The 20,570-nt window shown below is 71.9% G+C and carries 27 protein-coding genes and 1 tRNA gene; 18 read left to right on the top strand and 10 right to left on the bottom strand.

Annotation, left to right across the window (positions count from 1 at the left end; all coding sequences use genetic code 11):
• The first annotated feature begins 591 nt into the window (after positions 1–591).
• Together DKT69_RS38220 and DKT69_RS09180 are read left to right on the top strand one after the other, a co-directional pair.
• Entirely contained in the window at positions 592–756 is a 165-nt protein-coding gene (locus DKT69_RS38220; protein ID WP_161557788.1) for a hypothetical protein, read from the top strand.
• Between the two features lie 155 nt (positions 757–911).
• Positions 912–2,210, top strand: coding sequence for a hypothetical protein (locus DKT69_RS09180; RefSeq protein WP_146231017.1), 1,299 nt, complete (start codon positions 912–914; stop codon positions 2,208–2,210).
• 859 nt (positions 2,211–3,069) lie between these two features.
• On the opposite strand, the gene dcd is transcribed toward DKT69_RS09180, so the two are convergent.
• The gene (dcd, locus tag DKT69_RS09190; protein ID WP_109801158.1) at positions 3,070–3,654 is read right to left on the bottom strand and encodes a dCTP deaminase; all 585 of its coding nucleotides are present in this window, start codon (positions 3,652–3,654) and stop codon (positions 3,070–3,072) included.
• A gap of 99 nt (positions 3,655–3,753) precedes the next feature.
• On the opposite strand from dcd, the gene DKT69_RS09195 reads away from it, so the two are divergent.
• Positions 3,754–4,314: a pyridoxamine 5'-phosphate oxidase family protein gene (locus DKT69_RS09195; RefSeq protein ID WP_109801159.1), complete on the top strand. Its 561-nt coding sequence runs from the start codon at positions 3,754–3,756 to the stop codon at positions 4,312–4,314.
• A gap of 77 nt (positions 4,315–4,391) precedes the next feature.
• Here the strand turns inward: DKT69_RS09195 and DKT69_RS09200 are convergent, their stop codons facing one another.
• The gene (locus DKT69_RS09200; RefSeq protein ID WP_109801160.1) at positions 4,392–5,375 is read right to left on the bottom strand and encodes a zinc metalloprotease; all 984 of its coding nucleotides are present in this window, start codon (positions 5,373–5,375) and stop codon (positions 4,392–4,394) included.
• Positions 5,376–5,616: 241 nt separating this feature from the next.
• On the opposite strand from DKT69_RS09200, the gene DKT69_RS09205 reads away from it, so the two are divergent.
• The 3 genes from DKT69_RS09205 to DKT69_RS09215 all read left to right on the top strand — a co-directional run bounded on the left by DKT69_RS09205 (position 5,617) and on the right by DKT69_RS09215 (position 6,586).
• Positions 5,617–5,690: transfer RNA gene (locus DKT69_RS09205), tRNA-Gly, on the top strand.
• 312 nt (positions 5,691–6,002) lie between these two features.
• Positions 6,003–6,215 (top strand): hypothetical protein, encoded by a 213-nt coding sequence (locus DKT69_RS09210; protein WP_109801161.1) that lies wholly within the window; start codon positions 6,003–6,005, stop codon positions 6,213–6,215.
• Between the two features lie 11 nt (positions 6,216–6,226).
• On the top strand, positions 6,227–6,586 hold the full coding sequence (locus DKT69_RS09215) for a YcxB family protein (protein WP_109801162.1): 360 nt from the start codon (positions 6,227–6,229) through the stop codon (positions 6,584–6,586).
• On the opposite strand, the gene DKT69_RS09220 is transcribed toward DKT69_RS09215, so the two are convergent.
• Positions 6,536–6,988: a VOC family protein gene (locus DKT69_RS09220; protein WP_109801163.1), complete on the bottom strand. Its 453-nt coding sequence runs from the start codon at positions 6,986–6,988 to the stop codon at positions 6,536–6,538. The two genes, DKT69_RS09215 and DKT69_RS09220, sit on opposite strands and share 51 nt — an antisense overlap.
• Positions 6,985–7,341: a DUF1801 domain-containing protein gene (locus DKT69_RS09225; protein ID WP_109801164.1), complete on the bottom strand. Its 357-nt coding sequence runs from the start codon at positions 7,339–7,341 to the stop codon at positions 6,985–6,987. Before DKT69_RS09225 ends, DKT69_RS09220 begins: the two co-directional genes overlap by 4 nt.
• Positions 7,342–7,453: 112 nt before the next feature.
• Here DKT69_RS09225 and DKT69_RS09230 point away from each other — a divergent pair, with 112 nt between their 5' ends.
• The 3 genes from DKT69_RS09230 to DKT69_RS09240 are packed head-to-tail and all read left to right on the top strand — an operon-like array spanning position 7,454 to position 9,865.
• Entirely contained in the window at positions 7,454–8,347 is an 894-nt protein-coding gene (locus DKT69_RS09230) for a LysR family transcriptional regulator (protein WP_109801177.1), read from the top strand.
• Positions 8,348–8,380: 33 nt separating this feature from the next.
• Positions 8,381–8,944 carry an NUDIX hydrolase gene (locus tag DKT69_RS09235; protein WP_236647415.1) on the top strand — a complete coding sequence of 188 codons (564 nt, stop codon included), beginning with the start codon at positions 8,381–8,383 and terminating at the stop codon, positions 8,942–8,944.
• 39 nt (positions 8,945–8,983) lie between these two features.
• Positions 8,984–9,865 (top strand): LLM class flavin-dependent oxidoreductase, encoded by an 882-nt coding sequence (locus DKT69_RS09240; protein WP_109801165.1) that lies wholly within the window; start codon positions 8,984–8,986, stop codon positions 9,863–9,865.
• A 12-nt stretch (positions 9,866–9,877) separates the two neighbouring features.
• On the opposite strand, the gene DKT69_RS09245 is transcribed toward DKT69_RS09240, so the two are convergent.
• From DKT69_RS09245 to DKT69_RS09255, 3 genes are all read right to left on the bottom strand, one after another.
• Entirely contained in the window at positions 9,878–10,309 is a 432-nt protein-coding gene (locus DKT69_RS09245) for an ASCH domain-containing protein (RefSeq protein ID WP_109801166.1), read from the bottom strand.
• Positions 10,310–10,425: 116 nt separating this feature from the next.
• The gene (locus DKT69_RS09250; protein WP_201749552.1) at positions 10,426–10,722 is read right to left on the bottom strand and encodes a hypothetical protein; all 297 of its coding nucleotides are present in this window, start codon (positions 10,720–10,722) and stop codon (positions 10,426–10,428) included.
• A 26-nt stretch (positions 10,723–10,748) separates the two neighbouring features.
• Complete coding sequence (locus DKT69_RS09255; protein ID WP_109801167.1) at positions 10,749–11,366, bottom strand: phosphoribosyltransferase family protein; 618 nt, start codon at positions 11,364–11,366, stop codon at positions 10,749–10,751.
• Between the two features lie 130 nt (positions 11,367–11,496).
• Between DKT69_RS09255 and DKT69_RS09260 the strand changes: the two genes are divergently transcribed.
• Together DKT69_RS09260 and DKT69_RS09265 are read left to right on the top strand one after the other, a co-directional pair.
• Positions 11,497–12,123 carry a septal ring lytic transglycosylase RlpA family protein gene (locus DKT69_RS09260; protein WP_201749553.1) on the top strand — a complete coding sequence of 209 codons (627 nt, stop codon included), beginning with the start codon at positions 11,497–11,499 and terminating at the stop codon, positions 12,121–12,123.
• Positions 12,124–12,221: 98 nt separating this feature from the next.
• The gene (locus DKT69_RS09265; RefSeq protein ID WP_109801169.1) at positions 12,222–13,349 is read left to right on the top strand and encodes a PP2C family protein-serine/threonine phosphatase; all 1,128 of its coding nucleotides are present in this window, start codon (positions 12,222–12,224) and stop codon (positions 13,347–13,349) included.
• A gap of 38 nt (positions 13,350–13,387) precedes the next feature.
• Here the strand turns inward: DKT69_RS09265 and DKT69_RS09270 are convergent, their stop codons facing one another.
• Complete coding sequence (locus DKT69_RS09270; RefSeq protein ID WP_236647416.1) at positions 13,388–13,810, bottom strand: MarR family transcriptional regulator; 423 nt, start codon at positions 13,808–13,810, stop codon at positions 13,388–13,390.
• Between the two features lie 154 nt (positions 13,811–13,964).
• Between DKT69_RS09270 and DKT69_RS09275 the strand changes: the two genes are divergently transcribed.
• From DKT69_RS09275 to DKT69_RS09290, 4 genes are all read left to right on the top strand, one after another.
• Complete coding sequence (locus DKT69_RS09275; protein WP_109801171.1) at positions 13,965–14,633, top strand: NAD(P)-dependent oxidoreductase; 669 nt, start codon at positions 13,965–13,967, stop codon at positions 14,631–14,633.
• A gap of 18 nt (positions 14,634–14,651) precedes the next feature.
• The gene (locus tag DKT69_RS09280; RefSeq protein WP_109801179.1) at positions 14,652–15,011 is read left to right on the top strand and encodes a DoxX family protein; all 360 of its coding nucleotides are present in this window, start codon (positions 14,652–14,654) and stop codon (positions 15,009–15,011) included.
• Between the two features lie 114 nt (positions 15,012–15,125).
• Entirely contained in the window at positions 15,126–16,982 is a 1,857-nt protein-coding gene (locus tag DKT69_RS09285) for an acyl-CoA dehydrogenase (protein WP_109801172.1), read from the top strand.
• A gap of 264 nt (positions 16,983–17,246) precedes the next feature.
• Positions 17,247–17,516 (top strand): DUF6458 family protein, encoded by a 270-nt coding sequence (locus DKT69_RS09290; RefSeq protein ID WP_067300694.1) that lies wholly within the window; start codon positions 17,247–17,249, stop codon positions 17,514–17,516.
• 42 nt (positions 17,517–17,558) lie between these two features.
• On the opposite strand, the gene DKT69_RS09295 is transcribed toward DKT69_RS09290, so the two are convergent.
• Positions 17,559–18,095, bottom strand: a complete 537-nt coding sequence (locus DKT69_RS09295; RefSeq protein ID WP_109801173.1) for a SixA phosphatase family protein — start codon at positions 18,093–18,095, stop codon at positions 17,559–17,561.
• Positions 18,096–18,211: 116 nt separating this feature from the next.
• On the opposite strand from DKT69_RS09295, the gene DKT69_RS09300 reads away from it, so the two are divergent.
• Positions 18,212–18,499, top strand: a complete 288-nt coding sequence (locus DKT69_RS09300; RefSeq protein WP_109801174.1) for a DUF6458 family protein — start codon at positions 18,212–18,214, stop codon at positions 18,497–18,499.
• A 62-nt stretch (positions 18,500–18,561) separates the two neighbouring features.
• Here DKT69_RS09300 and trhA read toward each other — a convergent pair whose 3' ends face one another.
• Positions 18,562–19,239, bottom strand: coding sequence for a PAQR family membrane homeostasis protein TrhA (gene trhA, locus DKT69_RS09305; RefSeq protein WP_109801175.1), 678 nt, complete (start codon positions 19,237–19,239; stop codon positions 18,562–18,564).
• A gap of 107 nt (positions 19,240–19,346) precedes the next feature.
• Between trhA and DKT69_RS09310 the strand changes: the two genes are divergently transcribed.
• Positions 19,347–19,970: a 5-oxoprolinase subunit B family protein gene (locus DKT69_RS09310; RefSeq protein ID WP_109801176.1), complete on the top strand. Its 624-nt coding sequence runs from the start codon at positions 19,347–19,349 to the stop codon at positions 19,968–19,970.
• Positions 19,971–19,977: 7 nt separating this feature from the next.
• A partial coding sequence (locus tag DKT69_RS09315; protein ID WP_236647417.1) for a 5-oxoprolinase subunit C family protein occupies positions 19,978–20,570 on the top strand: 593 nt, incomplete at its 3' end.

Raw genomic sequence — 20,570 nt, forward strand, 5'->3', positions numbered from 1 at the left:
CACTGCGACCAGTTCCTCATACGAGGGAAGCTGCGACCCGGGCTGCACACCAAGATCATGCCAGTCAGCCAAGCCACAGTGGACAGCAGGCCCCGATCAGCGACTCACCTCAGGCTGAATACGTACCACTCGTGGTGGACAAGCGAACGGGTGAGGCGCGCTTCTCTACCTGAGCTCTGGCATCAAGGACAGCGCTGATCAAGGGGATGCGGTGATGTCGTAGCTACTCGGCTACAAGAGCGGATCTCCTCGTCGGGCAGTCGTAGACCGACCAGCCTCCCCGGACGGGGTCCAGGTGGAGCGCCCTACCGGACGAACGACCTGGACCCCGTCCGGGGAGGCTGGTAGCCCTTGTGGTGCCCGGCGAGGTGATCTGCGGCGGCATCTCTGAGGAGGGCCGGGGTTCGGGGCAGAGCCTCGAGGTCTTCGTGGTTCTGGTCGTCTGCACGTGTGGCCGGCCGGCCCGGCCGATGCCGGCCGGAGGTCGCCGGCAGGCCGGGGCCGGGCCGGCGCGGCCCGCTTTGCGGGCCGCCTTGATTCTTAAGAGCCCAATTCGGCAACCGTGAAGGGGGGCACCTATGAGTCCTCGATATGCTCGTTGATTTCATCGGCCTCGCCGACGTTGTGCTGCCACCTGGTTGCCCGACCTTGCTTGCCCGCGAAGAACAGCGCTACCACCTTCCCGAGGAACTTCGTAGCGACGCCGTGGTAGTGCAGGTCGGCTCGGAGGTGGAGGAGGTCCTGCAAGCCTGCTAGGCAATGCGTAAAAGCCTGTGGTGGGACGCGCACTCGCGTCCCACCACACCCTTGACAAGATCCCCTGAGCAACAGAGAGGATGTGGCACCCGCACCCGCCTTCGGATGGTCCGAGTGACTGCCAACCCGGTGCACAGTCAAGGGAGAAACCCGTCATGACACTGACGCAAAGGCTGCGCCGCCAGGTGAGCTGGCTCGCCGCCGCCGTGCTCGTCACGGTCGCGGCACCGGCGACCGCAGCGCACGCCGCGACGACCACCACCATCGCGGCTCCGGTGGTCACCCCCTCATTCCCCATCTACACCGTGGGCACCGCGGTCACCTTCACCTTCACGCCGGGCTCCACCGATCCCATACCGGTCCGCTACCAGTACCAGTTCGACGACGGCAGGACCAGCTCCGTACGGGCGACGGCGGGCGTCGCGAGCATCACCTGGATCCCCGCCCGGCGAACCACCACGTTCACCGTCGCCGCGGTGGCCCGGGACGGCGCGGTCAGTGCGCACACCGTCGACATCCTCCTAGCCGACGCCGCGACCCCCGCCGCCGACCAGGACCTCAACGGGGACGGCTTCGCGGACCTGCTCACCGTGGGCGGGACCCCCGGCCTCACCTCCGGGCTCTGGCTCGCGACCGGCCGCGAGGCCAGCACACGGGGTCGGGTCCACGCCCCCGCCACGAATATCGGCGCCAACGGCAACGGCATGTTCCTCACCGATACGCCCGCCGATTTCGATGGCGGACAGGCCATTACCGGGCAGTTCAACGGCGGCGGGTTCCAGGACGTGCTGGTCTACTACCCGACCGGCCTCCATGCGGGCGAAGCGGTGATCCTCTTCGGCAGCGGCGACGGCTCGGTTCTGCAGCCCCAGTACAGCGGCAACGCCCAACCAATCTCCAACGGAGTCTTCACCGACCTCAACGGCACCAACCCGATCCAGGTCGCTAACGCCTACGACGCCTCGGGCATGGGTTCGCCCTACGACGACCTGATCGCGATCAACGGCGACGCCGGCGTCGGCTACTACCTCGCCTACTACCCGAACTACGGCGGCACGGGCGCGTACCCGATCCCCGTGCAGCTGGACACGCCCACCCCGACCGGCGGGTCCGACTGGGACAGCTGGACCATGGCGACCACCCTGCTGCCGTCCGGCACGGCGATGTTCCTGTGGAACGAGTCGACCGGCCAGCTGTATCTGTGGGAGGGCATCCGCTTCACCGACAACGGCGACATGACCGGCGCGATCAGCTACACGCAGTACCAGATCTCGCCCAGTTGGCACCAGGGCAGCCCGCTGTCCACCCTGCAGGCCACGGACTTCGACGCCGACGGTGTTCCGGATCTGTGGGCCGTCGACCCGGCCGGCGTCGTCACCGCCTACCAGGTCGCCAACCTGTCCACCGCTGTACCGGCGACCGTACGGGCGGGGCAGCCGCAACACCTGTCCTAGCCGGTGGCCGTGCGAGGGCAACGGGCGACGCTCGGCCCCCTCGCACGGCCCTCGCCGCGTCACATCCCGGTCGCGTCGCCGGCCGAGTGCGGCAGCACGAACCGCTTGACCGCCGCGCCGCTGACCGCAGCGCAGAACTGCCGGTAGCCGGCGTCGGACCGGCGGGCGGATCGACGGCCGGGGCTCAGCCGGCGTCGACCAGTCCGCCGGTCGCGACGGCGTTGGTCCGGTGCAGGCTTACCGCGTGTTCCGCCCTGCACAGCTGACAGCGGTCAGTACTTGGGCTCGACCGGTAGGGGCAGCTTGTCCGCCCATGCGCGGAGAACCTCAACAGCCTGCGTACGGAGCGTGCCCTCAGCGAGGTCCTCGCGAAGCGACCGGCGTTCGATCGGCTGGGCGACCTCTCGATAGAACTGGAGGTCTTCGAAGCCGTAGGTCGCGACGTCGTGATACTGGCTCCGAAGATCAGCCGAGGTATCCGCGCCCAGTAGCAGGCGACGAGGCACATCGGGCAGGGCTCGCTGCTGGCATACATGACACCGTCCGCGAAAAGCTGCTGTCCCAGAGGCGTTCGGAGACCTTGGCGAAGTCGTCGGGGATCTGGCCGGTGACCATCCGGGCCGGCGCGAGGGCGGCCAGGTCGACCGGGTCGCGCGGTGCTCGGCCGTGGCCGGTGGCTGCCGACCATGACTCGCCACGTCCCCGCCCCGGTGACCGGCCCTGCGTACGTATACGCATCTGACGCCGGAGAGCGAGGCGCGGACGAGGCGGGCGGTGGACGCGATCCTCGGCCGTGGCCGGATCGATGTTCACGGCCAAGGGACGGCCTGAGATACGAGTGGATCTATTGCACAGCAGGTCAGTGCCTGCTTGTCGGCCAGGTGCGCCAGTTCTGCCAGGACCGGCTCGGCGTCGGACCGCGCTGCCCCTGGTAGCGCGAGCCGTAGACGGCCGAGCCGTACGGGTGCTCGGCCGGCGAGGAGAGCCGGAAGATGCAGAGCTGCCCGATCTTCATCCCGGGCCAGAGGGTGATCGGCAGGTTCGCCACGTTGGAGAGCTCCAGCGTGACGTGGCCGGAGAAGCCCGGGTCGATGAAGCCGGCGGTGGAGTGGGTGAGCAGCCCGAGCCGGCCCAGTGAGCTCTTCCCTTCGAGGCGGCCGGCGAGCTGGTCGCCCAGCGAGATCACCTCCAGCGTCGAGGCGAGCACGAACTCACCCGGGTGCAGCACGAACGGCTCGCCCTCCGGCACCTCGACCATCGAGGTCAGGTCGTCCTGCTGGACCGACGGGTCGATGTGCGTGTAGAGGTGGTTGTTGAACACCCGGAAGAGCTTGTCCAGGCGTACGTCGATGCTGGACGGTTGCACCAGCGTGGGCTCGAACGGCTCCAGCGCGAGCGTGCCCGCCTTGATCTCGCTGACGAGGTCGCGGTCGGAGAGCAGCATCGGAACACCATAGCGAGCACGGCGCCGAGCGCCGTCACCGGAGCGGGTGACCTGCGTGTCGGGCTGCGCGTTCGTACGTGTGTTCGATAGAATGTCCGCATGGCTTCCTGGTCCGAATTCGCCGCCGACGAGCCGCGCCTCGCCGACGAGATCCGCCTTCTCATGCAGCAGTACGGGCCGGGCTTCGGCTATCTCGCCACGGTCCGCGCCGACGGCGGCCCCCGGGTCCACCCGGTCTCGCCGGTCATCACCGACGAGGGGCTCTTCTGCTTCGTCATCGACTCGCCGAAACGCCGTGACCTCGAACGCGACGGCCGTTACGCGCTGCATTCGTTCCCGCCCGAGGAGAGCGACGACGAGGCGTACGTGGCGGGCCGCGCCCGACCTGTCACCGACCAGGCCCGGGTGGCCCGGGTCGCCGAGATCGGCCGGGCCGCGCCACAGGTCGACTGGCGGCTGTTCGAGTTCACGATCGACGTCGCCATGCTCACCCGTCGCGGGCAGAGCGAGGCGACGAGCCGCGGCGGCGGGCAACCGGCCGTTCAGGTCTGGCTCGACCCGCGGGCGGCGCATCTGGCTGGCGACGCGGCGGGCGTACCCGATCAGCGGCCGGCCCGGCGCGGACGGCACGGCTTCGACACCCGCCGGACGGCGGCCTGACCCTGGCCGAGGCCCCGTGAATGCGGCGGTGCCGGCCCCGTCGTGAGACGGAGCCGGCACCGGCGTCTGCTGGGGTGTTACGCCGCGCGGTAGGCGTTCCACGCGGTCAGCATGCGGCTCGCCTGGCCAGGGGTGAACTGGTACATGCACGAGTCGTAGGTGTAGTCCATGAAGTTGGTGATCGGGTCCAGGCCGGCCGTGGCGCAGGTGTCCCGCCCGGTCGGGCACTGGAACGCCGGCGACGACTCCGCCGGGGTGTCGCTGACGCTGTCACCCGAGCCGGAGCACCCGCCCTGGAAGGTGTGGTAGAGGTTCAGCCAGTGGCCGACCTCGTGGGTGCCGGTGTCGCCCTGGTTGTAGTTGGTAGCGGTGCCACCCGGCAGCGACTCGCTCAGCGCGACCACGCCGTCCATGCTGTCCAGCTTGCGCTTCGGGAAGGTCGCCCAGCCCAGCAGGTCGTCGCTGAGCTCGCCCAGGTAGAGGTTCAGCGTGTTCTTGCCGCCCTCGCGCAGCGAGGTCTTCATCTGCCGCTCGGCGGAGGAGCCCTGCACGATCGGGTACCAGGCGGCGTTGGTCACGTGGTGGACCTTCTGCAACTGGAAGCCGAACGCGGTGGGCGCGCCCCCGGTGGCACCGCTGTAGGCCTGGTTGAGCACGTCGATCTGGGCGGTGACCAGCGAGTCCGGGATGTTGCCGCCGGCCCGGGTGGTGTCCCGCTGGATGACGTGCACGACGACGGGGATGGTGACCGTGGCCAGGGTGGTGGCGCCGGCGCCGGCGCGGAAGTTGGCCCGCTCGCGCAGCGCAGCGGCGAGGTCGGCCTCGCGGTCACGGACCTGCTTGACGGTCAGCTCGTTCGGGTCGTGCTTGGCCGTGCCGCCCTTCTTGACCCGCGCGTCTGAGTGGACGTCGGTCGGCTCGGCGCAGGACGCGCCGGGGGCGGCCGAGAAGGCCGAAGCAGCGGGAACGACGCCCACGGCAGCGGTGCTGAGCAGCAGCGCGAGGGTCGTCGACGCGACACCGGCGGCACGCCGGGCCAGCAGGTTGGGACGAAGTCCCATGGGCCCACCTCTTTCTGGCGGCACGACAGGGGGTATGTCGGGCCGTGGCTGAGAACGTGTGGGTGACGTTACAACCGATCGACGGATTTGAGAACGGGCATATGTTGCCGTAGTGAAACTTTCTCCTGCACAGGGGCGGGTCCGTGATTTCACGGTCGTGACAGGGTGGTTGCCCGGGGCGGGCGCGCCGGGGGTACCTGGATGCACGGCCGCGGTGACCTCAGGTACAGTGGTGCCGCCTGCGGGTGTAGTTCAATGGCAGAACATCAGCTTCCCAAGCTGACAGTGCGGGTTCGATTCCCGTCACCCGCTCCACGTAAAAGGCCCTGGCCAAGACGCAAGTCCCAGCCAGGGCCTTCGACGTTCCAGGGCCAGCGATCACGCCGCGTGCCCCGTGGCGTGCTGATCAGGGCGGCCCGCAAGCGGGCCGCGCCGGCCCGGCCCCGGCCTGCTGGCGACCTCCGGCCGGCATCGGCCGGGCCGGCCGGCCACGCTGCGGACGACAAGACCTTGAAAACCTCGGGGCTCCGCCCCGAACCCCGACCCTCCTCAAAGATCCGCCCCAAGCTGCCGAAAGCATCTTGCTCGATCTGGAGGTGTGGGCGGCGGTGAGTAAACTTCCGCGTCATGCCCTCGGAGAACGTGCCGGCCGACCCGGTGGAGCTGCACTACACCCTCACTTCGGACGACCTGCTTGACGGCTTTGCCGCCCAGAACCGCAGCATCTCGCGTCCATGGTATTTGCGGTGGCTGAGCACTCTCCTGACGGTTGGCGTGATCGCTGTCGTCTTCGTTTCCTCTGCGGTGTCCGGGAAGTGGCGGCAGGCACCGCTGCGATAGGTGCCGTCGTCGTGCTGGTCGTGGTGGTGCCCGTCGCTGTTGGGTTCAGCCTGCTGCTGCGCCCGCTCACCCACGGTTCTTGGATCTACCGGTTGCAGGTCCGGCAGATCATGCGCGGCAATCCCGCGCTGTCCCAGCCCATGCACGTCATGGTTACCGAGAGCGGCGTGCATTTCAGCAGCGCCACCGGACAGTCGACGACAAGTTGGGCTCAGTATCCGCTGCACGTCGAGACGGATCGGTCGTTCGCCCTGCTTGCATCGCAGCGGCGCGGAGGGGCAGTGCTCGTACTGCCGAAGCGGGGTCTCGACGCAGCGGGTTCAGCAACGCTGCGTTCGTTGCTCGCCGCCCACTCCCGCCGGCTTCCCTGACCGTTCCGATGCGCTCGGGTCCTGCGGGTACCAGCGGAGCTCGACGGTGTTGCCGTCCGGGTCGCGTACGTAGGTCGAGGTGGCGCTGCCCCGCGCCCCGAACCGGGGCACCGGTCCGATCAGCACGTCGAACACGCCGGAGTCGATCACCTGCTGCCAGTCCAGCGGCTCGACCACCAGGCAGATGTGGTCGACGTTCGACTCGCCGCGCTCCCCGCCGACCAGGTCGATGATGGTCTCCGGGGTGATCCGTACCGAGGGGAAGGGGACCTCGCCGGCCCGCCACCGGTCGACCCGGACCGGTTCCAGCCCGAGCGTGCCGCAGTAGAAGGCGAGGGCGCGTTCGACGTCGGCGACGGTGAGCACCAGGTGGTCGAAGGCCGTCACCCGCACGGCGCTCACCTGGTCTCCAGCTCGTACGCCTGGCGCAGCCAGTCGGCGAACAGCGCCGGGTCGACCTCGTCGACGGTAGGGAGCTTCACCGCGGCCATCTGCCGGGCGGCCGGGGTGAGCCGACCGGAGGGGTCGGCGACCTCCTGCCCGCGCCACAGTCCGAAGGTGACGTACGACGGGTACGCCTTCAGCAGGCAGACCGGTCGCTGCCCCGGCCGCTCGTCGAGACTCCACGTCGGGTGACCGTGCCACATCGCGCCGGTGGCGTCCGGGAGGGCCGCGTCGATGACGGGCCGGAGCTTCTCGCCGATCTCCCGCTGTGGGGCGTCGAGGGCGGTCAAATAGTCGGTCACGGTGTTCATGGGGCTCCTGTCGGTGCGGTTCGGGACGACTCCAGACTCGCCCCGACGCCGATCCGGACCAAGCCCCGATGGGGCTACGATCGTTTACCCGGAGTCAACGGTGGGGGGCGGCTTGCTGGAGCGGTACGAGGTCGAGACGTTCCTGACCCTGGCCGGGGAGCTGCACTTCGGGCGTACCGCCGAACGCCTGCGGGTGACCACCGGCCGGGTCAGCCACGTGGTGAGGAAGCTGGAACGCCGGATCGGCGCGCCGCTCTTCGAGCGCACCAGCCGGGTCGTCCGCCTCACCCCGATCGGCACGCGGCTCGCCGACGACCTGCGCCCCCTGGTGGCCGGGATGGACGAGGCCGTACAGCGGGCGATCGAGGCCGGGCGGGGTGTCACCGGTGAGTTGCGGGTGGCGTTCCTCGGCGAGTGGACCGCCCCGGTCCTGCTCCGGGCGGTCAGCCTCTTCACCGAACGGCACCCGGACTGCGCGGTGCACGTGCACGAGGCGCAGCTCGCCTCCACCCGGTCGAGCCTGCTCGACGGCTCGATCGACGTGCTCATCGCCGCGTACCCCTTCGACGGCATGGCCAACGGCCCGGCGCTGCTCTCCGAGGGGCGGGCGCTCGCGGTGGCCGCCGGCCACCCGCTCGCCGGCGAGGCGTCGGTCTCCCTGGAGGTGCTCGCCGACCATCCGGTGGTGCAGTATCCGGCCGTGACCTCGGCCGAGTTCAAACGCGACCGTACGCCGGAGCGGACGCCGTCGGGGCGGCCGGTGCCGACGGGGCCGGTGGGCAACACCTTCTCGGAGATGCTCTCCCTGGTGGCGATGGGCCGGGGCGTGCTGCCGGTCGGCGAGCACACCCGGCGGTACTACCCGCGTCCGGACGTGGCGTACGTGCCGATCCACGACGCGCCGCCGATCCGGCGCGGTCCGGTGTGGCGGGAGACCAACACCACCGCCCGGGTACGCGAGTTCGTCCGGGCCGCGGTCGACGCGAATCCGCGACCGGCGGGCTGACGGCTGTCGTACCCGGCTGACAGCATCCGGGGCATGCGGGTGGAGGCGGAGATCCGGGGGCTGGTCGAGGCGCTGACGCCCGTCGACGAGGTGGAGGCGCGGCACCGGGCGGAGTGCCTGGCCTGGCTGGCCGGAACCGACGACATCTTCCGCCGGGCGAAGCCCCGCACCCCCTCCCCACACCTGGTGGCGTACTTCCTGCTGCACGACGAGGCGGACGGCAGCGTGCTGCTGGTCGACCACCGCAAGGCCGGGATGTGGCTGCCCAGCGGCGGTCACGTCGAGCCGGGCGAGCATCCGGCCGAGACCGTGCGCCGGGAGGTGGTGGAGGAGTTGGGCGTGCCGGCCGTCTTCGCGCCGCGCTTCGCCGAGCGCCCGGCCTTCCTCACCGTGACCGACACGGTCGGCGCGCCGGAGGACCGGCACACCGACGTCAGCCTCTGGTTCGTGCTCAGCGGCGGCCGGGACCAGAAGCTGATCCCCGACCCGGGCGAGTTCCGCGGCGTCCGCTGGTGGACGCCGCGGGAGGTGACGGACGCGGCCCCGGCGACGGTCGAACCGCACCTGGGCCGGATGCTGGCCAAGCTGCTCGCCTGATCCGGCCGGCCGCTCCGCCGAGGCCGTAGGCTGACGATCATGCGGATTGGCATCGTGATCCTCCCGGACCAGCGCTGGTCAGAGTCGCAGCGCCGCTGGCGGCAGGCCGACGAGTGGGGCTTCGACCACGCCTGGACGTACGACCACCTGGGCTGGCGGGACCTGGTCGACGGGCCGTGGTTCGACTCGATGACCACACTGACCGCCGCCGCGACGGTGACCTCCCGGATCCGGCTCGGCACGCTGGTGGCCTCGCCCAACTTCCGGCATCCGGCGGCCTTCGCCCGGCAGATCACCGCGCTCGACGACGTCTCGGGCGGGCGGGTGCTGCTCGGCCTCGGCGCCGGCGGCATCGGTTTCGACTCGGCGGTGCTGGGCGGCGAGACGCTGCCGCCGCGGCAGCGGGTGGACCGGTTCGCCGAGTTCACCGAGCTGCTGGACCTGATCCTGCGCCAGGACGGGACGACCTGGCGTGGCGAGTGGTTCGCCGCCGTGGACGCCCGGAACAATCCGGGCTGCGTGCAGCAGCCCCGGGTGCCGTTCGTGGTCGCCGCGAACGGGCCGCGCTCGATGCGGCTGGTGGCCCGCTTCGGCCAGGGGTGGGTGACCACCGGTACGGGCGGCGACGACCTGGAGAGCTGGTGGTCCACGGTTGCGGAGGTCTCCGCCCGGATGGACGCGACGCTGGAGCGGGCGGGTCGCGACCCGGCCACCCTCGACCGCTACCTGTCCCTCGACGCCGCGCCGGTCTTCTCGCTGACCAGCGCGGACTTCTTCGCCGAGCAGGTGGGCCGGGCCGCCCGGCTCGGCTTCACCGACGTGGCCACGCACTGGCCCCGGGCCAGCAGCTGGTACGCGGGCGACGAGCAGGTCCTGGTCGACGTCGCCACCCGGCTCCTGCCGGAGCTGCGCCGCGCCTGAGGACGGGCGGGCTCAGGTGCCCAGGTCGCCGGCGCTGACGCCGCCGTCGCCGGCCGAGACCAGCCGGAAGCGGATGCAGACGATCTGCGTGTCGTCGGTGACCGGGATGCCCTGCCGCGCCCAGTAGGCGCCGTGGCCCTCCCGCCACTCCTCGATGGACCGGTCCCCCTCGCCTTCGGAGCGGGCGAAGTCCCAGGGCACGTCGGCGAAGCGGACCGCCTCGACGCCGGTGACCTCGACGACCCCGACCAGCTCGTCGTGGTCGTCGACCAGGGTCAGCCGCTCGCCGACCTGCTCCAGCTCCTCGTTCTCCTGCGCGTACTCGCTGATCAGGCCGGCGGTCGCGGTCTTCACGCCGGCCAGCACCAGGGTGTTCAGCCTGGCGCGCAGCTCACCGGGCGTGCCGAGGGCGAGCGAGCGCAGTCCACCGATGCGGGGCCACATCCTGCCGAGGCTAGTCCCGGGTGATCCCCGGCGCCGACCGTTCGCTGATGGTGTCCGGCCCGCTGGCCCGCTCCGCCGAGTGCTGGGCCGGGTCTGCACCGCCGTCGAGGAGTTCGTCAGATGAGCTGTCCGGCGTAGCCGGCCGCCGCGAGCACCCGGTCGTCGCCGGTGGCCGCGTGCGCGTCGAGCACCGCGTCGGCCAGCTTCACCACGTGCGCGTCGCCGTGCCGGGCCGCCCGGGCGAAGACCTCCGCCGGGCCGCCGGGCGCGACCGCCGGCGGCGCTGTCGCCGCCGGTGCGGCGTACACCGAGGTGACGGCGGCCGTGGCCGACCAGGCCGCGGCGACGCTCGGCGCCCACGCCGCCGGGTCGAGAGCCGGCAGGGTACGCAGCACCGCGGTCGGCGCGGTCACCGTCGGATCGGGTGGGCGTGACCCGCTCAGGCGAGGAGGCGGGCGGCGTCGACCAGGGTGCGGACGTTCAGCTCGGCGGCCACTTCCGGCGGGCAGTCGGCGACCACCGCGGCGGTGCCGACCACCTCGGCGCCGCGGGCCGCGCAGAGGTCGTGCAGGGCGCGGAGTTGAGCGCCGGTGGCCACCCAGTCGTCCACCAGCAGCACCCGGTCGGCCGGGCCGAGGTGGCGGTCCCGGACGCCGAGGGTGACCCGTCGGCCCCGGAAGTCGGGCGGGCTCTGCGCCCAGCTCACCGCGCCGGCCGGGAGTCGCCCGTCGCCCACCTTGTACGCCGGCACGAAGCCCACCCCGAGCGCGGTGGCGGCCAGTGGTCCGAGCAGCAGCCCGGTCACCGCCGGGGCGAGCACCACGGTCGGGCGGGCCGGTCGGAAGGGCGCCACCAGGGCCGGACCGAGGGCGGCCAGCACCTCCGGGTCGCGCCACCAGCCGGAGACGTCGCTGACCAGGTGGTCGCTTCCCGGACCCGGATCGATCCAGCGGAACAGCTCGGTCAGGCGTTCGCTCAGCACTGTCCCATCCTCGGACACCGACGCCAGGCGATGCCGCGCGAGTCGTGGCCAGCGACCTTTCCACCGATCGGTCATCGGGGGCAGGCCGATCGGCTACACGTACCAGGGTAAATGCGGGCATACCATCATGATCACGTTGACTTCGGAAGTGCTTCTCTCGTTACGGTCCCAGCCGGTTTGTTCAGCTCACGAAAGGACCGGGCCGGTGGCTGGTAGGCACTTCCGTACCCGCAAGTTCTCGCCCGCCGGCATCGCGGCCACCGCGGCGGTCGGCGTGGTCCTCGCCGTCGGCGGCACCGTCGGCGCGGTCCAGCTCACCGCCGGCTCGGCCGCTCCCGAACCGGCCGTCGCCGAGGCCCTGCCCAGTAGCCTCGTGCCCAGCTCCGCGTCCCCTTCGCCCAGCGCCTCACCGAGCCTCAGCCCCTCGCCGACGGCCACCCCCAGCCCGAAGGCCACCCGGACCCAGGCCGCCTCCCGGAGCAAGGCCCGCACCGCCAGCCCGAAGCCGACCGCCACGGCGAGGAAGACCGCCGCGGCCGCCAAGATCGTCGACAGTGGCTCCTGCGGCGCCTCCTTCTACGACGAGGGCCAGATGACCGCCAACGGGGAGACCTTCAACCCCGACGCGCTGACCGCCGCACACAAGACCCTGCCCTTCGACACGAAGGTCCGGGTGACCAACCCGGCCAACGGCAAGTCCGTCGTCGTCCGGATCAACGACCGCGGGCCGTACGTCGACGGCCGCTGCCTGGACCTGTCCCGGGCCGCGTTCCAGGCGATCGCCTCCGTGGACCTCGGCGAGGTGACCGTCAAGTACGAGGTGCTGGGCTGACCGCGAGCGACGGCGATCGGGTCGGCGGGGCGATCCGGCCGGCCAGAACCTCCTCGGACGACGGGCCAGGTTCATTCACCCGTTCACGTCGATCAGGCATGCTGTCCCGTGTACGCACGAAACCCTTCCAGTCGGGCCGCGGCCCGCTGAGTCCCGGATCCCGCGCCGGCCTCGGCGCGGCCCTCGCGCTGCTCGCGCTCGTCTCCGCCGTGGAACTGGCCGACGGCCGGCCGGCGCACTACGTGGCGCTGATGGTCGCCGCACCCTTCCTCGCCGCCGCGCTGGCCTCCTGGCGGGTGGTGCTCGGAGTGGGCGTCCTCGCCACCCTCATCGGCGCCGGCTTCGCCCTCGCCGAGCGGACCATGTCGCTGGTCACCGCGGTCAACGTCGCCGGGATCGCGCTGGCCACCGCCATCGCCGCCGCCGTCGCCTCGGTACGCCAGCGGCAGGCCGAGCAGATCGCCGAGCTGTCGAAGCTGGCGACGGTGGCCCAGCAGGCGGTGCTCCGGCCGCTGGGCCCCCAGGTCGGCACCCTCGCGGTGGCCGCACGCTACATCTCCTCGACCGCGACCGCCGAGATCGGCGGTGACCTCTACGAGGCGATGGACACCCCGTACGGCGTCCGCTTGATCATCGGCGACGTCCGGGGGAAGGGCCTCGACGCGGTCCGCCTGGCCAGCATCGTGCTCGGCTCGTACCGGCACGTCGCGTACGAGCGGGCGGACCTGCGGGCCGTGGTGACCGACCTGGACCGGGCGGTGGCCCGCAACGTGGGCGACGAGGACTTCGTCACCGCCGCGCTGGTCGAGGAGCGGGGCGGCACCCTCACCATCGTCAACTGTGGACACCCGTCGCCGCTGCTGCTGCGCCGGGGAGCGGTGATCCCGCTCGAACCGCCCGCGCCCGCGCCCCCGCTCGGGTTCATGCCGGTCGTCCGCCCCCGGGTGGAACGGCTGGAGCCGGGTGACCGACTGCTGCTCTTCACCGACGGCCTCGGCGAGGCCCGCCGGGACGGCGAGTTCTTCCCGACGGCCGACCGGGCCTGGCGGCTGCTCGGCCACGGCACGGTCGCCGACGGGCTGGCCTCGCTGGAGACCGCGCTGGTCGAGTGGGTGCACGGCCGGTTGGACGACGACATCGCCCTGGTGCTGATGGAGTACACCGGGCCGCGCAGCGGCCCGACCGCCGCCGTGCCGAGCTGGGAGGTCGGCGCGGCCGAGAGCTGACGACCGGTGTCGATCGGCCCGCTCACCGGCCGCCGGGCTCAGCCCTCCGACAGCTCGTCGGTGGCCCGCCGGCCCGCCTCGCCGGCCCGGCGCAGGAAGTCGGCGATCACGTCGAGCTGGGTCTCGTCGTACCCGGCGCAGAGCTCGTCCATCGAGGCGTTCATGCCGGCGTACAGGCCGTACAGCTCCGCGTTGCGCTCGCGCAGCGCCCGGACGGTGACCGAGCGGCGGTCCTGGGCATCCGGGTCCCGCTCCCGGACGATCCAGCCGCCGCGCTCGAGCCGGTCGAGGATGCCGGTCGTGGTCGCCGGGTGCAGCCCGGCCCGCCGGGACAGCGCGCCGGGGCTGAGCGGCCCGTGCCGGGCGATCAGGTCGAGGCAGTCCAGGTCCACGTCCCGCAGCGAGAGGCGTACACCGACGTGGTGGTTGAGCAGCGCGAGCTGGTTGTTCAGCTCGCGCATTGCCTCCTTGATCCGGGTCGTCGTGCGGCGGCGCCGGCGCGCGTCCCCAGGTTCTACGGAATCCATATTGTTTGAGCCTCGTATCAGCTGTTACGGTTTCCGTATCTTACGAGGTTCGGCCGCCGATCGCGGTCGACGGTGGAGAGGCAATTCCATGAAGCTCACGATCGTCGGTGCGACCGGCGGCATCGGCCGGCACCTGGTCGACCAGGCCGTGGCCGCCGGTGACGACGTCACCGCCGTGGTTCGCGACCCGGCGAAGCTGGGCGACGTCCCGGTCCGGGTGGTCGCCGCCGACCTGGCGACGGCCGACCCGGCCACGCTGCGCGCCGCCTTCACGGGCACCGACGCGGTCCTGTCCGGCCTCGGCCCCCGCTCGTCCGCCGACGCCGGCATCGCCACCCGGGGCACCCGCGCCGTCGTCGAGGCGATGACCGCCGTCGGCGTACGCCGGATCGTCGTGGTCAGCGCGGCGCCGGTCGGAGTGGTGCCGTCGCCCGGCCGGCCCCGACCGCCGCGGCGCGACCCGGGCGACGGCCCCCTGATGCGGTACCTGCTCGGCCCGGCGATCCGACGGGTGCTGCGTCGGCACTACGCCGACCTGGCGCTGATGGAGGAGGTGCTGCGGGACAGCGGGCTCGACTGGACGGTCGTGCGCCCGCCCCGGCTGACCGACAAGCCGCTGACCGGCGCCTACCGGACCGCGTACGGGCGCAACGTGCGCGGCGGGCTCACCGTCTCCCGGGCCGACGTCGCCCATGCCATGCGCCACCTGCTCGACCGGCCCGAGTCGGTCGGGCGGACCGTCGGTATCGCCAACTGACCCGAACCGGAGGTGATCATGCACATCGCGTACGTCGTCGTCACCGTCCTGGCCGTCGCCGCCACCGGCTTCTCCGGGGTGGCCGCGCTGGCCCGCTTCCGGCCGATCCTGCCCGGCATGGCCGCGGCCGGGGTCCCGCAGTCCTGGCTGACCTTCCCGATCGGCACGCTGAAGACCGCGGGGGCGGTCGGGCTGCTGCTCGGCCTGCTCGGCGTCCCGCTGGTCGGAGTGGCCGCGGCGGCCGGGCTGCTGCTCTTCTTCGCCTGCGCCGTGCACACCCACCTGTTGGCCCGCGACCACTCGGCGCAGTTCCTGCTGGCGAACGGCTTCCTGCTGCTCTCGGGAGCCGCGCTCGCGCTGGGGTTGGCCGGAAACTGAACAGGAAGTGTGTAATCGCTGTCACTTCCTCGATCGGCTTGTCGTTGCCTACCGGTCAGTAATACAGTCGGGGTTACTGATCGGTAACACTGTCCGGAAGCGGGGCCAGCGAGCATGACCCACTACAAGAGCAACCTTCGGGACCTCGAGTTCAACCTGTTCGAGGTCTTCGGGGCGGACCGGACGTTCGGCCAGGCGCCGTACACGGACCTGGACGTCGACACCGCCCGCAGCTTCCTCTCCGAGGTCGACCGCCTGGCCCGCGAGGACCTGGCCGCCAGCTACACGGACAGCGACCGCAACCCGCCGGTCTTCGACCCGGCGACGCACACCGCGCCGCTGCCCGAGTCGTTCAAGAAGTCGTTCCAGTCGTTCATGGACTCCGAGTTCTGGCGGCTGGACCTCCCCGAGGCGCTCGGCGGCACCAACGCCCCGCGCGCCCTCTGGTGGTCGCTCGCCGAGATGGTGCTCGGCGCCAACGCCCCGATCTGGATGTACGCGTCCGGCCCGTCCTTCGCGCACGTGCTGCACGTCGAGGGCACCGAGCAGCAGCAGAAGTGGGCCCGGCTCTTCATCGACAAGCAGTGGGGCTCCACCATGGTGCTCACCGAGCCGGACGCCGGCTCCGACGTCGGCGCCGGTCGGACCCGGGCGATCCCGCAGCCGGACGGCTCGTGGCACATCGAGGGCGTCAAGCGCTTCATCACCTCCGGCGAGCACGACCTGAGCGACAACATCGTCCACTACGTGCTGGCCCGTCCGGTCGGCGTCGAGGGCGTCGGCGGCCCGGGCACCAAGGGCCTCTCGCTCTTCGTCGTGCCGAAGTTCCACTTCGACGAGGAGACCGGCGAGCTGGGCGAGCGCAACGGCGTCTTCGCCACCAACGTCGAGCACAAGATGGGCCTGAAGGTCTCCAACACCTGCGAGGTGACCTTCGGCGAGCACGGCGTACCGGCCAAGGGCTGGCTGCTCGGCGAGAAGCACGACGGCATCCGGCAGATGTTCATGATCATCGAGTACGCCCGGATGATGGTCGGCACCAAGGCGATCGCCACCCTCTCCACCGGCTACCTGAACGCCCTGGAGTACGCCAAGAACCGGGTGCAGGGCGCCGACCTGATCCAGCAGGCCGACAAGGCCGCCCCCCGGGTGACCATCACCCACCACCCGGACGTGCGCCGCTCGCTGCTGCTGCAGAAGTCGTACGCCGAGGGCCTGCGCGCGCTGGTCTGCTACACCGCCTCCTGGCAGGACAAGGTCGCCATCGCCGAGGCGGCCGGTGACGAGAAGGCCACCAAGCTGGCGAAGCGGGTCAACGACCTGCTCCTCCCGCTGGTCAAGGGCGTCGGCTCGGAGCGGGCGTACGAGCTGCTCGGGCACGAGTCGCTGCAGACCTTCGGCGGCTCCGGCTTCCTCCAGGACTACCCGCTGGAGCAGTACGTCCGGGATGCCAAGATCGACACCCTGTACGAGGGCACCACGGCGATCCAGAGCCTCGACCTGATCTTCCGCAAGATCGTCCGGGACAACGGCAAGGCCCTGATGGCGGTGGCCGGCGAGATCCAGGAGTTCATCGCCTCCGAGGCCGGCAACGGCCAGCTCAAGGAGGAGCGGCAGGCGCTCGGCAAGGCGCTCGCCGAGATCCAGAACATCCTCGGCGTGATGACCGGCTGGCTGGCCGAGGCGCAGGGCGGCGACACCCGCAGCCTCTACAAGGTCGGCCTGAGCAGCCGGCGTTTCCTGCTGGCGATCGGCGACCTGGTGGTCGGCTGGCTGCTGCAGAAGCAGGCGGACGTGGCGCTGACGGCCCTGGCCGGCGAGGTCTCCACCGCCGACAAGGCGTTCTACACCGGCAAGGTGGCCGCCGCCCGGTTCTTCGCCCGCGAGGTGCTGCCCCGCATCGGCGCCGACCGGCGGATCATCGAGGGCGCCGACCTGGAGATCATGGACCTCCCGGAGGAGGCGTTCTGATCCCCTGAGGGGACCCGGCACTGACGACCGGCGGCCGGCGAGCGTGTTGCTCGCCGGCCGCCGCCGTCTTCCCGCCCGAGCCCGTCCGGGGGCGGCTTGCGGCCTGTCGCGGTGTCCGTCCCGTTCCGACCCGCCGCCCTGCCGCACGGCGAGCCGACCGGGATTGGCCCGGCCGGGCCGGGTAGGGCGGCCATGCGGCGGGTAACCGTCGCGGACGACGTCAGGGCACGCCCAAGGGCCACCGCACGGGGGAGTGCAGCGCACATGGGCATTGGTAGCGGGATCTTTCTCATCGCGCTCGGCGCGATCATGACCTTCGCCATCCGGGCCAACGTCTGGTGGATCGACCTGCGCGCGGTCGGCTGGGTGTTCATCCTGGCCGGACTGGCCGTCCTGCTCACCACGCTCTGGTTCTGGCAGGACCGGCGCAAGCGGGCCCGCACGCTCATCGTGGAGGAGAACCGGCTGTCCCACCCGACCGCGATGATGCCGCCGCCGCCCGACCCGCCGCCGCCGACGGCCCCGCCGTCCTGATCCGACCGGGCAGGGACCGGTGGCCGGGCCCCTTCCCGCACCTCACCCCCGTGCGGTGTGCCGGGCGGTGATGGGCGCGCCGCCCGGGGCGAGTTCCGCCCAGCGGGTGGTCGGGCGGTGCACCACCAGGTCGGTGGTGCGGAGCCCGTCCGGATCCGCCCGCTCCGGGTCGAGCAGCGCCGAGAGCAGCGAGACGCCCGGGTTGTGGGCGATCAGCAGCACGGTGCCCGCGCCGGGCTCCACCGCCCGGACCAGCTCCAGCAGATCGTCCGGCTGCGCCTCGTAGGCCCCCGCCTCGTAACGCACCACCGGTGTCGAGGCCGCCGGTCCACCCTCCGGCGGGGATCCCGTCATGCCCATGGCCACCCCGTGCCAGGTCTGGCGGGTCCGCCGGGTGGCGGAGCAGACCACCACGTCGGGGAGCAGCGTGTGCCGGGCCAGCCAGGCACCGGCCGCGGCCGCGTCGGCGTGTCCCCGGGCGGTCAGTGGCCGCTCCCCGTCCGGCGCGTCCCGGGACTGCTCGGCCTTGGCGTGCCGCAGCAGCACCAGAGTCCGCTCCTGGTTCCTGCCGTCCGTCATGTGCACAGCTTGCCTGATTGGCGATCGGAGCGCCTGGGTAAGTCGATGGATGCCGCTACCTCATCCATGGCCGCGGCGGGTAGGAAACGCCAGCTGAACGCCAAGGAGGCGACGTCATGGGCATCGGTGCCAGCATCTTCCTGATCGCGCTGGGCGCGATCTTCGCGTTCGCCATCAACGCCAACCTGGGATGGCTCGACCTGAACGTCGTCGGCTGGGTGCTGATGCTGGTCGGCCTCGTCGGCCTGATCACCACCCTCTACTTCTGGAACACCCGCCGCCGCACGGTGGTCGCCGCGCCGGTGCGCCAGCGGGTCGTGGCCGAGCCGGTGGTGCCGGCGCAGGACGACCGGGTCGTGCGGGAGGAGTACCGCGAGGTGCGTCGCCCGGGCTACCCCACCTGAGCCGTACCGCACAGACGTCGGGGGCCCCGCAACGGCGCGGGGCCTCCGGATCGCGTCCGGGGTCAGGAGAAGAGCGCGAAGTAGATCGCGATGTGGTGGCAGATCGCCGCGACCAGGGTGCAGGCGTGGAAGAACTCGTGGTGCCCGAAGACCGTGGGCCACGGGTTGGGCCGGCGCAGCGCGTAGAAGACCGCGCCGACGCTGTAGATCGCGCCGCCGACGATCAGCAGCACCAGGGCGGTCACCCCGCCGGAGTGCAGGATCTCCGGCAGCATCGTCACAGCGACCCAGCCGAGCGCCAGGTAGAGCGGGGCGGAGACCCACCGCGGGGCGTGCGGCCAGATCAGCTTCACCGCCACCCCGGCCAGTGCCCCGCCCCAGACCAGGCCCAGCATGATGGCGGCGTGCCGGGTGTCCAGCAGCAGGGCGCAGAACGGCGTGTAGGTGCCGGCGATGAACAGGAAGATCATCGAGTGGTCCATCCGGCGCATGATCTGGTAGCCGCGCTCGGACCAGACCCGCCGGTGGTAGAGGGCGCTGGTGCCGAAGAGCCCGCAGACGGTCAGGCTGTAGATCAGGCAGCTGACCAGGGGCGCCCAACCGGGCCGGGCGGCCGCGATCGAGCAGAGCACGATGCCGCAGACGAGCGCGACGAAGAACGCGTAGGTGTGCAGCCAGCCGCGCATCCGGGGCTTCCCGATGTCGACCGGCTTGAGCCGGAGCGGTGCGGAGGTGGTCACGCCAATAGGTTACGGCACCGTAGGTTACTTGCAAGTAGTGTGGACCGTCACGCAACCTGCCCGGCAGGTGGACCCTGGCCGTCCGGGCGATCCGCGAGGATGGCGGGATGCGGATCCGACCCGTCGGCGCGCACGCCCTGCTGCTCGACTGCGACGACGCCGACCAGGTGCAGGCGTGGCGGGCCGAGCTGTGGCGCCGCCGCGAGTCCGGCGAGCTGAACGCCGTCGAGATCGTCCCAGCCGCCGCCACCGTGCTGCTCGACGGCGTACCCGACCCGGCGGCGGCCGCCACGCTGATCGCCGGCTGGACGCCGCGGCCGGTCGCCACCACGACCGCCGTCGACCCGGTCGAGGTCCCCACCGCGTACGACGGGGAAGACCTGCCCGCCGTCGCCGGCCACTGGGGGATGACCGTGCCGGAGGTGGTCGACCGGCTCCGGCGCACCGAGTTCCGGGTGGCCTTCTGCGGCTTCGCGCCCGGGTTCGCCTACCTGACCGGGCTCCCCGCCGAGCTGGCCGTCCCCCGGCTGGCCACGCCACGCCCCCGGGTGCCGGCCGGCTCGGTGGCGCTCGCCGGGCCGTACGCCGGGATCTACCCGACCGCCTCGCCCGGCGGCTGGCTGCTGGTCGGCCGGACCGACCTCGTCCTGTTCGACGTGCACGCGGACCCGCCGGCCCGGCTCACCCCCGGCACCCCGGTACGCCTGGTGTCCCGTGAGCGCGAGGAGTGAGCCGCTCTTGCGAGCCCCGCAGTCGCGAACCGGCGTGCTCAGCGTGATCGAGGTGCTCCGGGCCGGCGCGCTCACCACCGTCCAGGACCAGGGCCGGCCCGGCTACGCCCACCTCGGCGTGCCCCGCTCCGGCGCGCTCGACCCGGCCGCGCTGCGGCTGGCCAACCGGCTCGTCGGCAACCCGGAGCGCGCCGCCGGGCTGGAGATCACGCTGACCGGCTGCGACCTGCGGTTCGAGCGGGCCGCCTGCGTCGCGCTGACCGGGGCGGAGGTCGGGGTCCGGATCGACCCCGAGCCGGCCGGCCGTCGACCCCCCGACGCGGGCCGTCCGGGCGACGTCGGTCGACCCCTCTCGTTGCCGGCCGGCGCGGTGCTGCGGATCGGCCCGGCCCGGGCCGGACTGCGCACCTGGCTGGCCGTCTCCGGCGGCATCGAGGTGCCGCCGGTGCTGGGCAGCCGCGCCACCGACACCCTCTCCGGCCTCGGCCCGCCCCCGGTACGCGACGGCGACCGGCTGCCCCTCGGCGAGCCGGTCGGGCACCCCGCCCCGGTCGACGTCACCGTCGTCCGGGGCGGGAGGGACGACGGTGACGTCGACCG

Source organism: Micromonospora sicca, from assembly GCF_003172935.1.
Classification (GTDB): domain Bacteria; phylum Actinomycetota; class Actinomycetes; order Mycobacteriales; family Micromonosporaceae; genus Micromonospora; species Micromonospora sicca.

Excerpts from the sequence above, each read along its gene's own strand:
- DKT69_RS09290 (WP_067300694.1), top strand. The coding sequence starts at position 17,247 with ATGGGCATTGGTAGCGGGATCTTTCTCATCGCGCTCGGCGCGATCATG.
- DKT69_RS09240 (WP_109801165.1), top strand. The coding sequence starts at position 8,984 with ATGCGGATTGGCATCGTGATCCTCCCGGACCAGCGCTGGTCAGAGTCG.
- DKT69_RS09275 (WP_109801171.1), top strand. The coding sequence starts at position 13,965 with ATGAAGCTCACGATCGTCGGTGCGACCGGCGGCATCGGCCGGCACCTG.
- DKT69_RS09225 (WP_109801164.1), bottom strand. The coding sequence starts at position 7,341 with ATGAACACCGTGACCGACTATTTGACCGCCCTCGACGCCCCACAGCGG.
- DKT69_RS09195 (WP_109801159.1), top strand. The coding sequence starts at position 3,754 with ATGGCTTCCTGGTCCGAATTCGCCGCCGACGAGCCGCGCCTCGCCGAC.
- DKT69_RS09235 (WP_236647415.1), top strand. The coding sequence starts at position 8,381 with ATGCGGGTGGAGGCGGAGATCCGGGGGCTGGTCGAGGCGCTGACGCCC.
- DKT69_RS38220 (WP_161557788.1), top strand. The coding sequence starts at position 592 with ATGCTCGTTGATTTCATCGGCCTCGCCGACGTTGTGCTGCCACCTGGT.
- DKT69_RS09295 (WP_109801173.1), bottom strand. The coding sequence starts at position 18,095 with ATGACGGACGGCAGGAACCAGGAGCGGACTCTGGTGCTGCTGCGGCAC.
- DKT69_RS09280 (WP_109801179.1), top strand. The coding sequence starts at position 14,652 with ATGCACATCGCGTACGTCGTCGTCACCGTCCTGGCCGTCGCCGCCACC.
- dcd (WP_109801158.1), bottom strand. The coding sequence starts at position 3,654 with ATGCTGCTCTCCGACCGCGACCTCGTCAGCGAGATCAAGGCGGGCACG.
- DKT69_RS09270 (WP_236647416.1), bottom strand. The coding sequence starts at position 13,810 with ATGCGCGAGCTGAACAACCAGCTCGCGCTGCTCAACCACCACGTCGGT.
- DKT69_RS09180 (WP_146231017.1), top strand. The coding sequence starts at position 912 with ATGACACTGACGCAAAGGCTGCGCCGCCAGGTGAGCTGGCTCGCCGCC.
- DKT69_RS09245 (WP_109801166.1), bottom strand. The coding sequence starts at position 10,309 with ATGTGGCCCCGCATCGGTGGACTGCGCTCGCTCGCCCTCGGCACGCCC.
- DKT69_RS09310 (WP_109801176.1), top strand. The coding sequence starts at position 19,347 with ATGCGGATCCGACCCGTCGGCGCGCACGCCCTGCTGCTCGACTGCGAC.
- DKT69_RS09265 (WP_109801169.1), top strand. The coding sequence starts at position 12,222 with ATGCTGTCCCGTGTACGCACGAAACCCTTCCAGTCGGGCCGCGGCCCG.
- DKT69_RS09210 (WP_109801161.1), top strand. The coding sequence starts at position 6,003 with ATGCCCTCGGAGAACGTGCCGGCCGACCCGGTGGAGCTGCACTACACC.
- DKT69_RS09255 (WP_109801167.1), bottom strand. The coding sequence starts at position 11,366 with ATGACCGATCGGTGGAAAGGTCGCTGGCCACGACTCGCGCGGCATCGC.
- DKT69_RS09300 (WP_109801174.1), top strand. The coding sequence starts at position 18,212 with ATGGGCATCGGTGCCAGCATCTTCCTGATCGCGCTGGGCGCGATCTTC.
- DKT69_RS09200 (WP_109801160.1), bottom strand. The coding sequence starts at position 5,375 with ATGGGACTTCGTCCCAACCTGCTGGCCCGGCGTGCCGCCGGTGTCGCG.
- DKT69_RS09285 (WP_109801172.1), top strand. The coding sequence starts at position 15,126 with ATGACCCACTACAAGAGCAACCTTCGGGACCTCGAGTTCAACCTGTTC.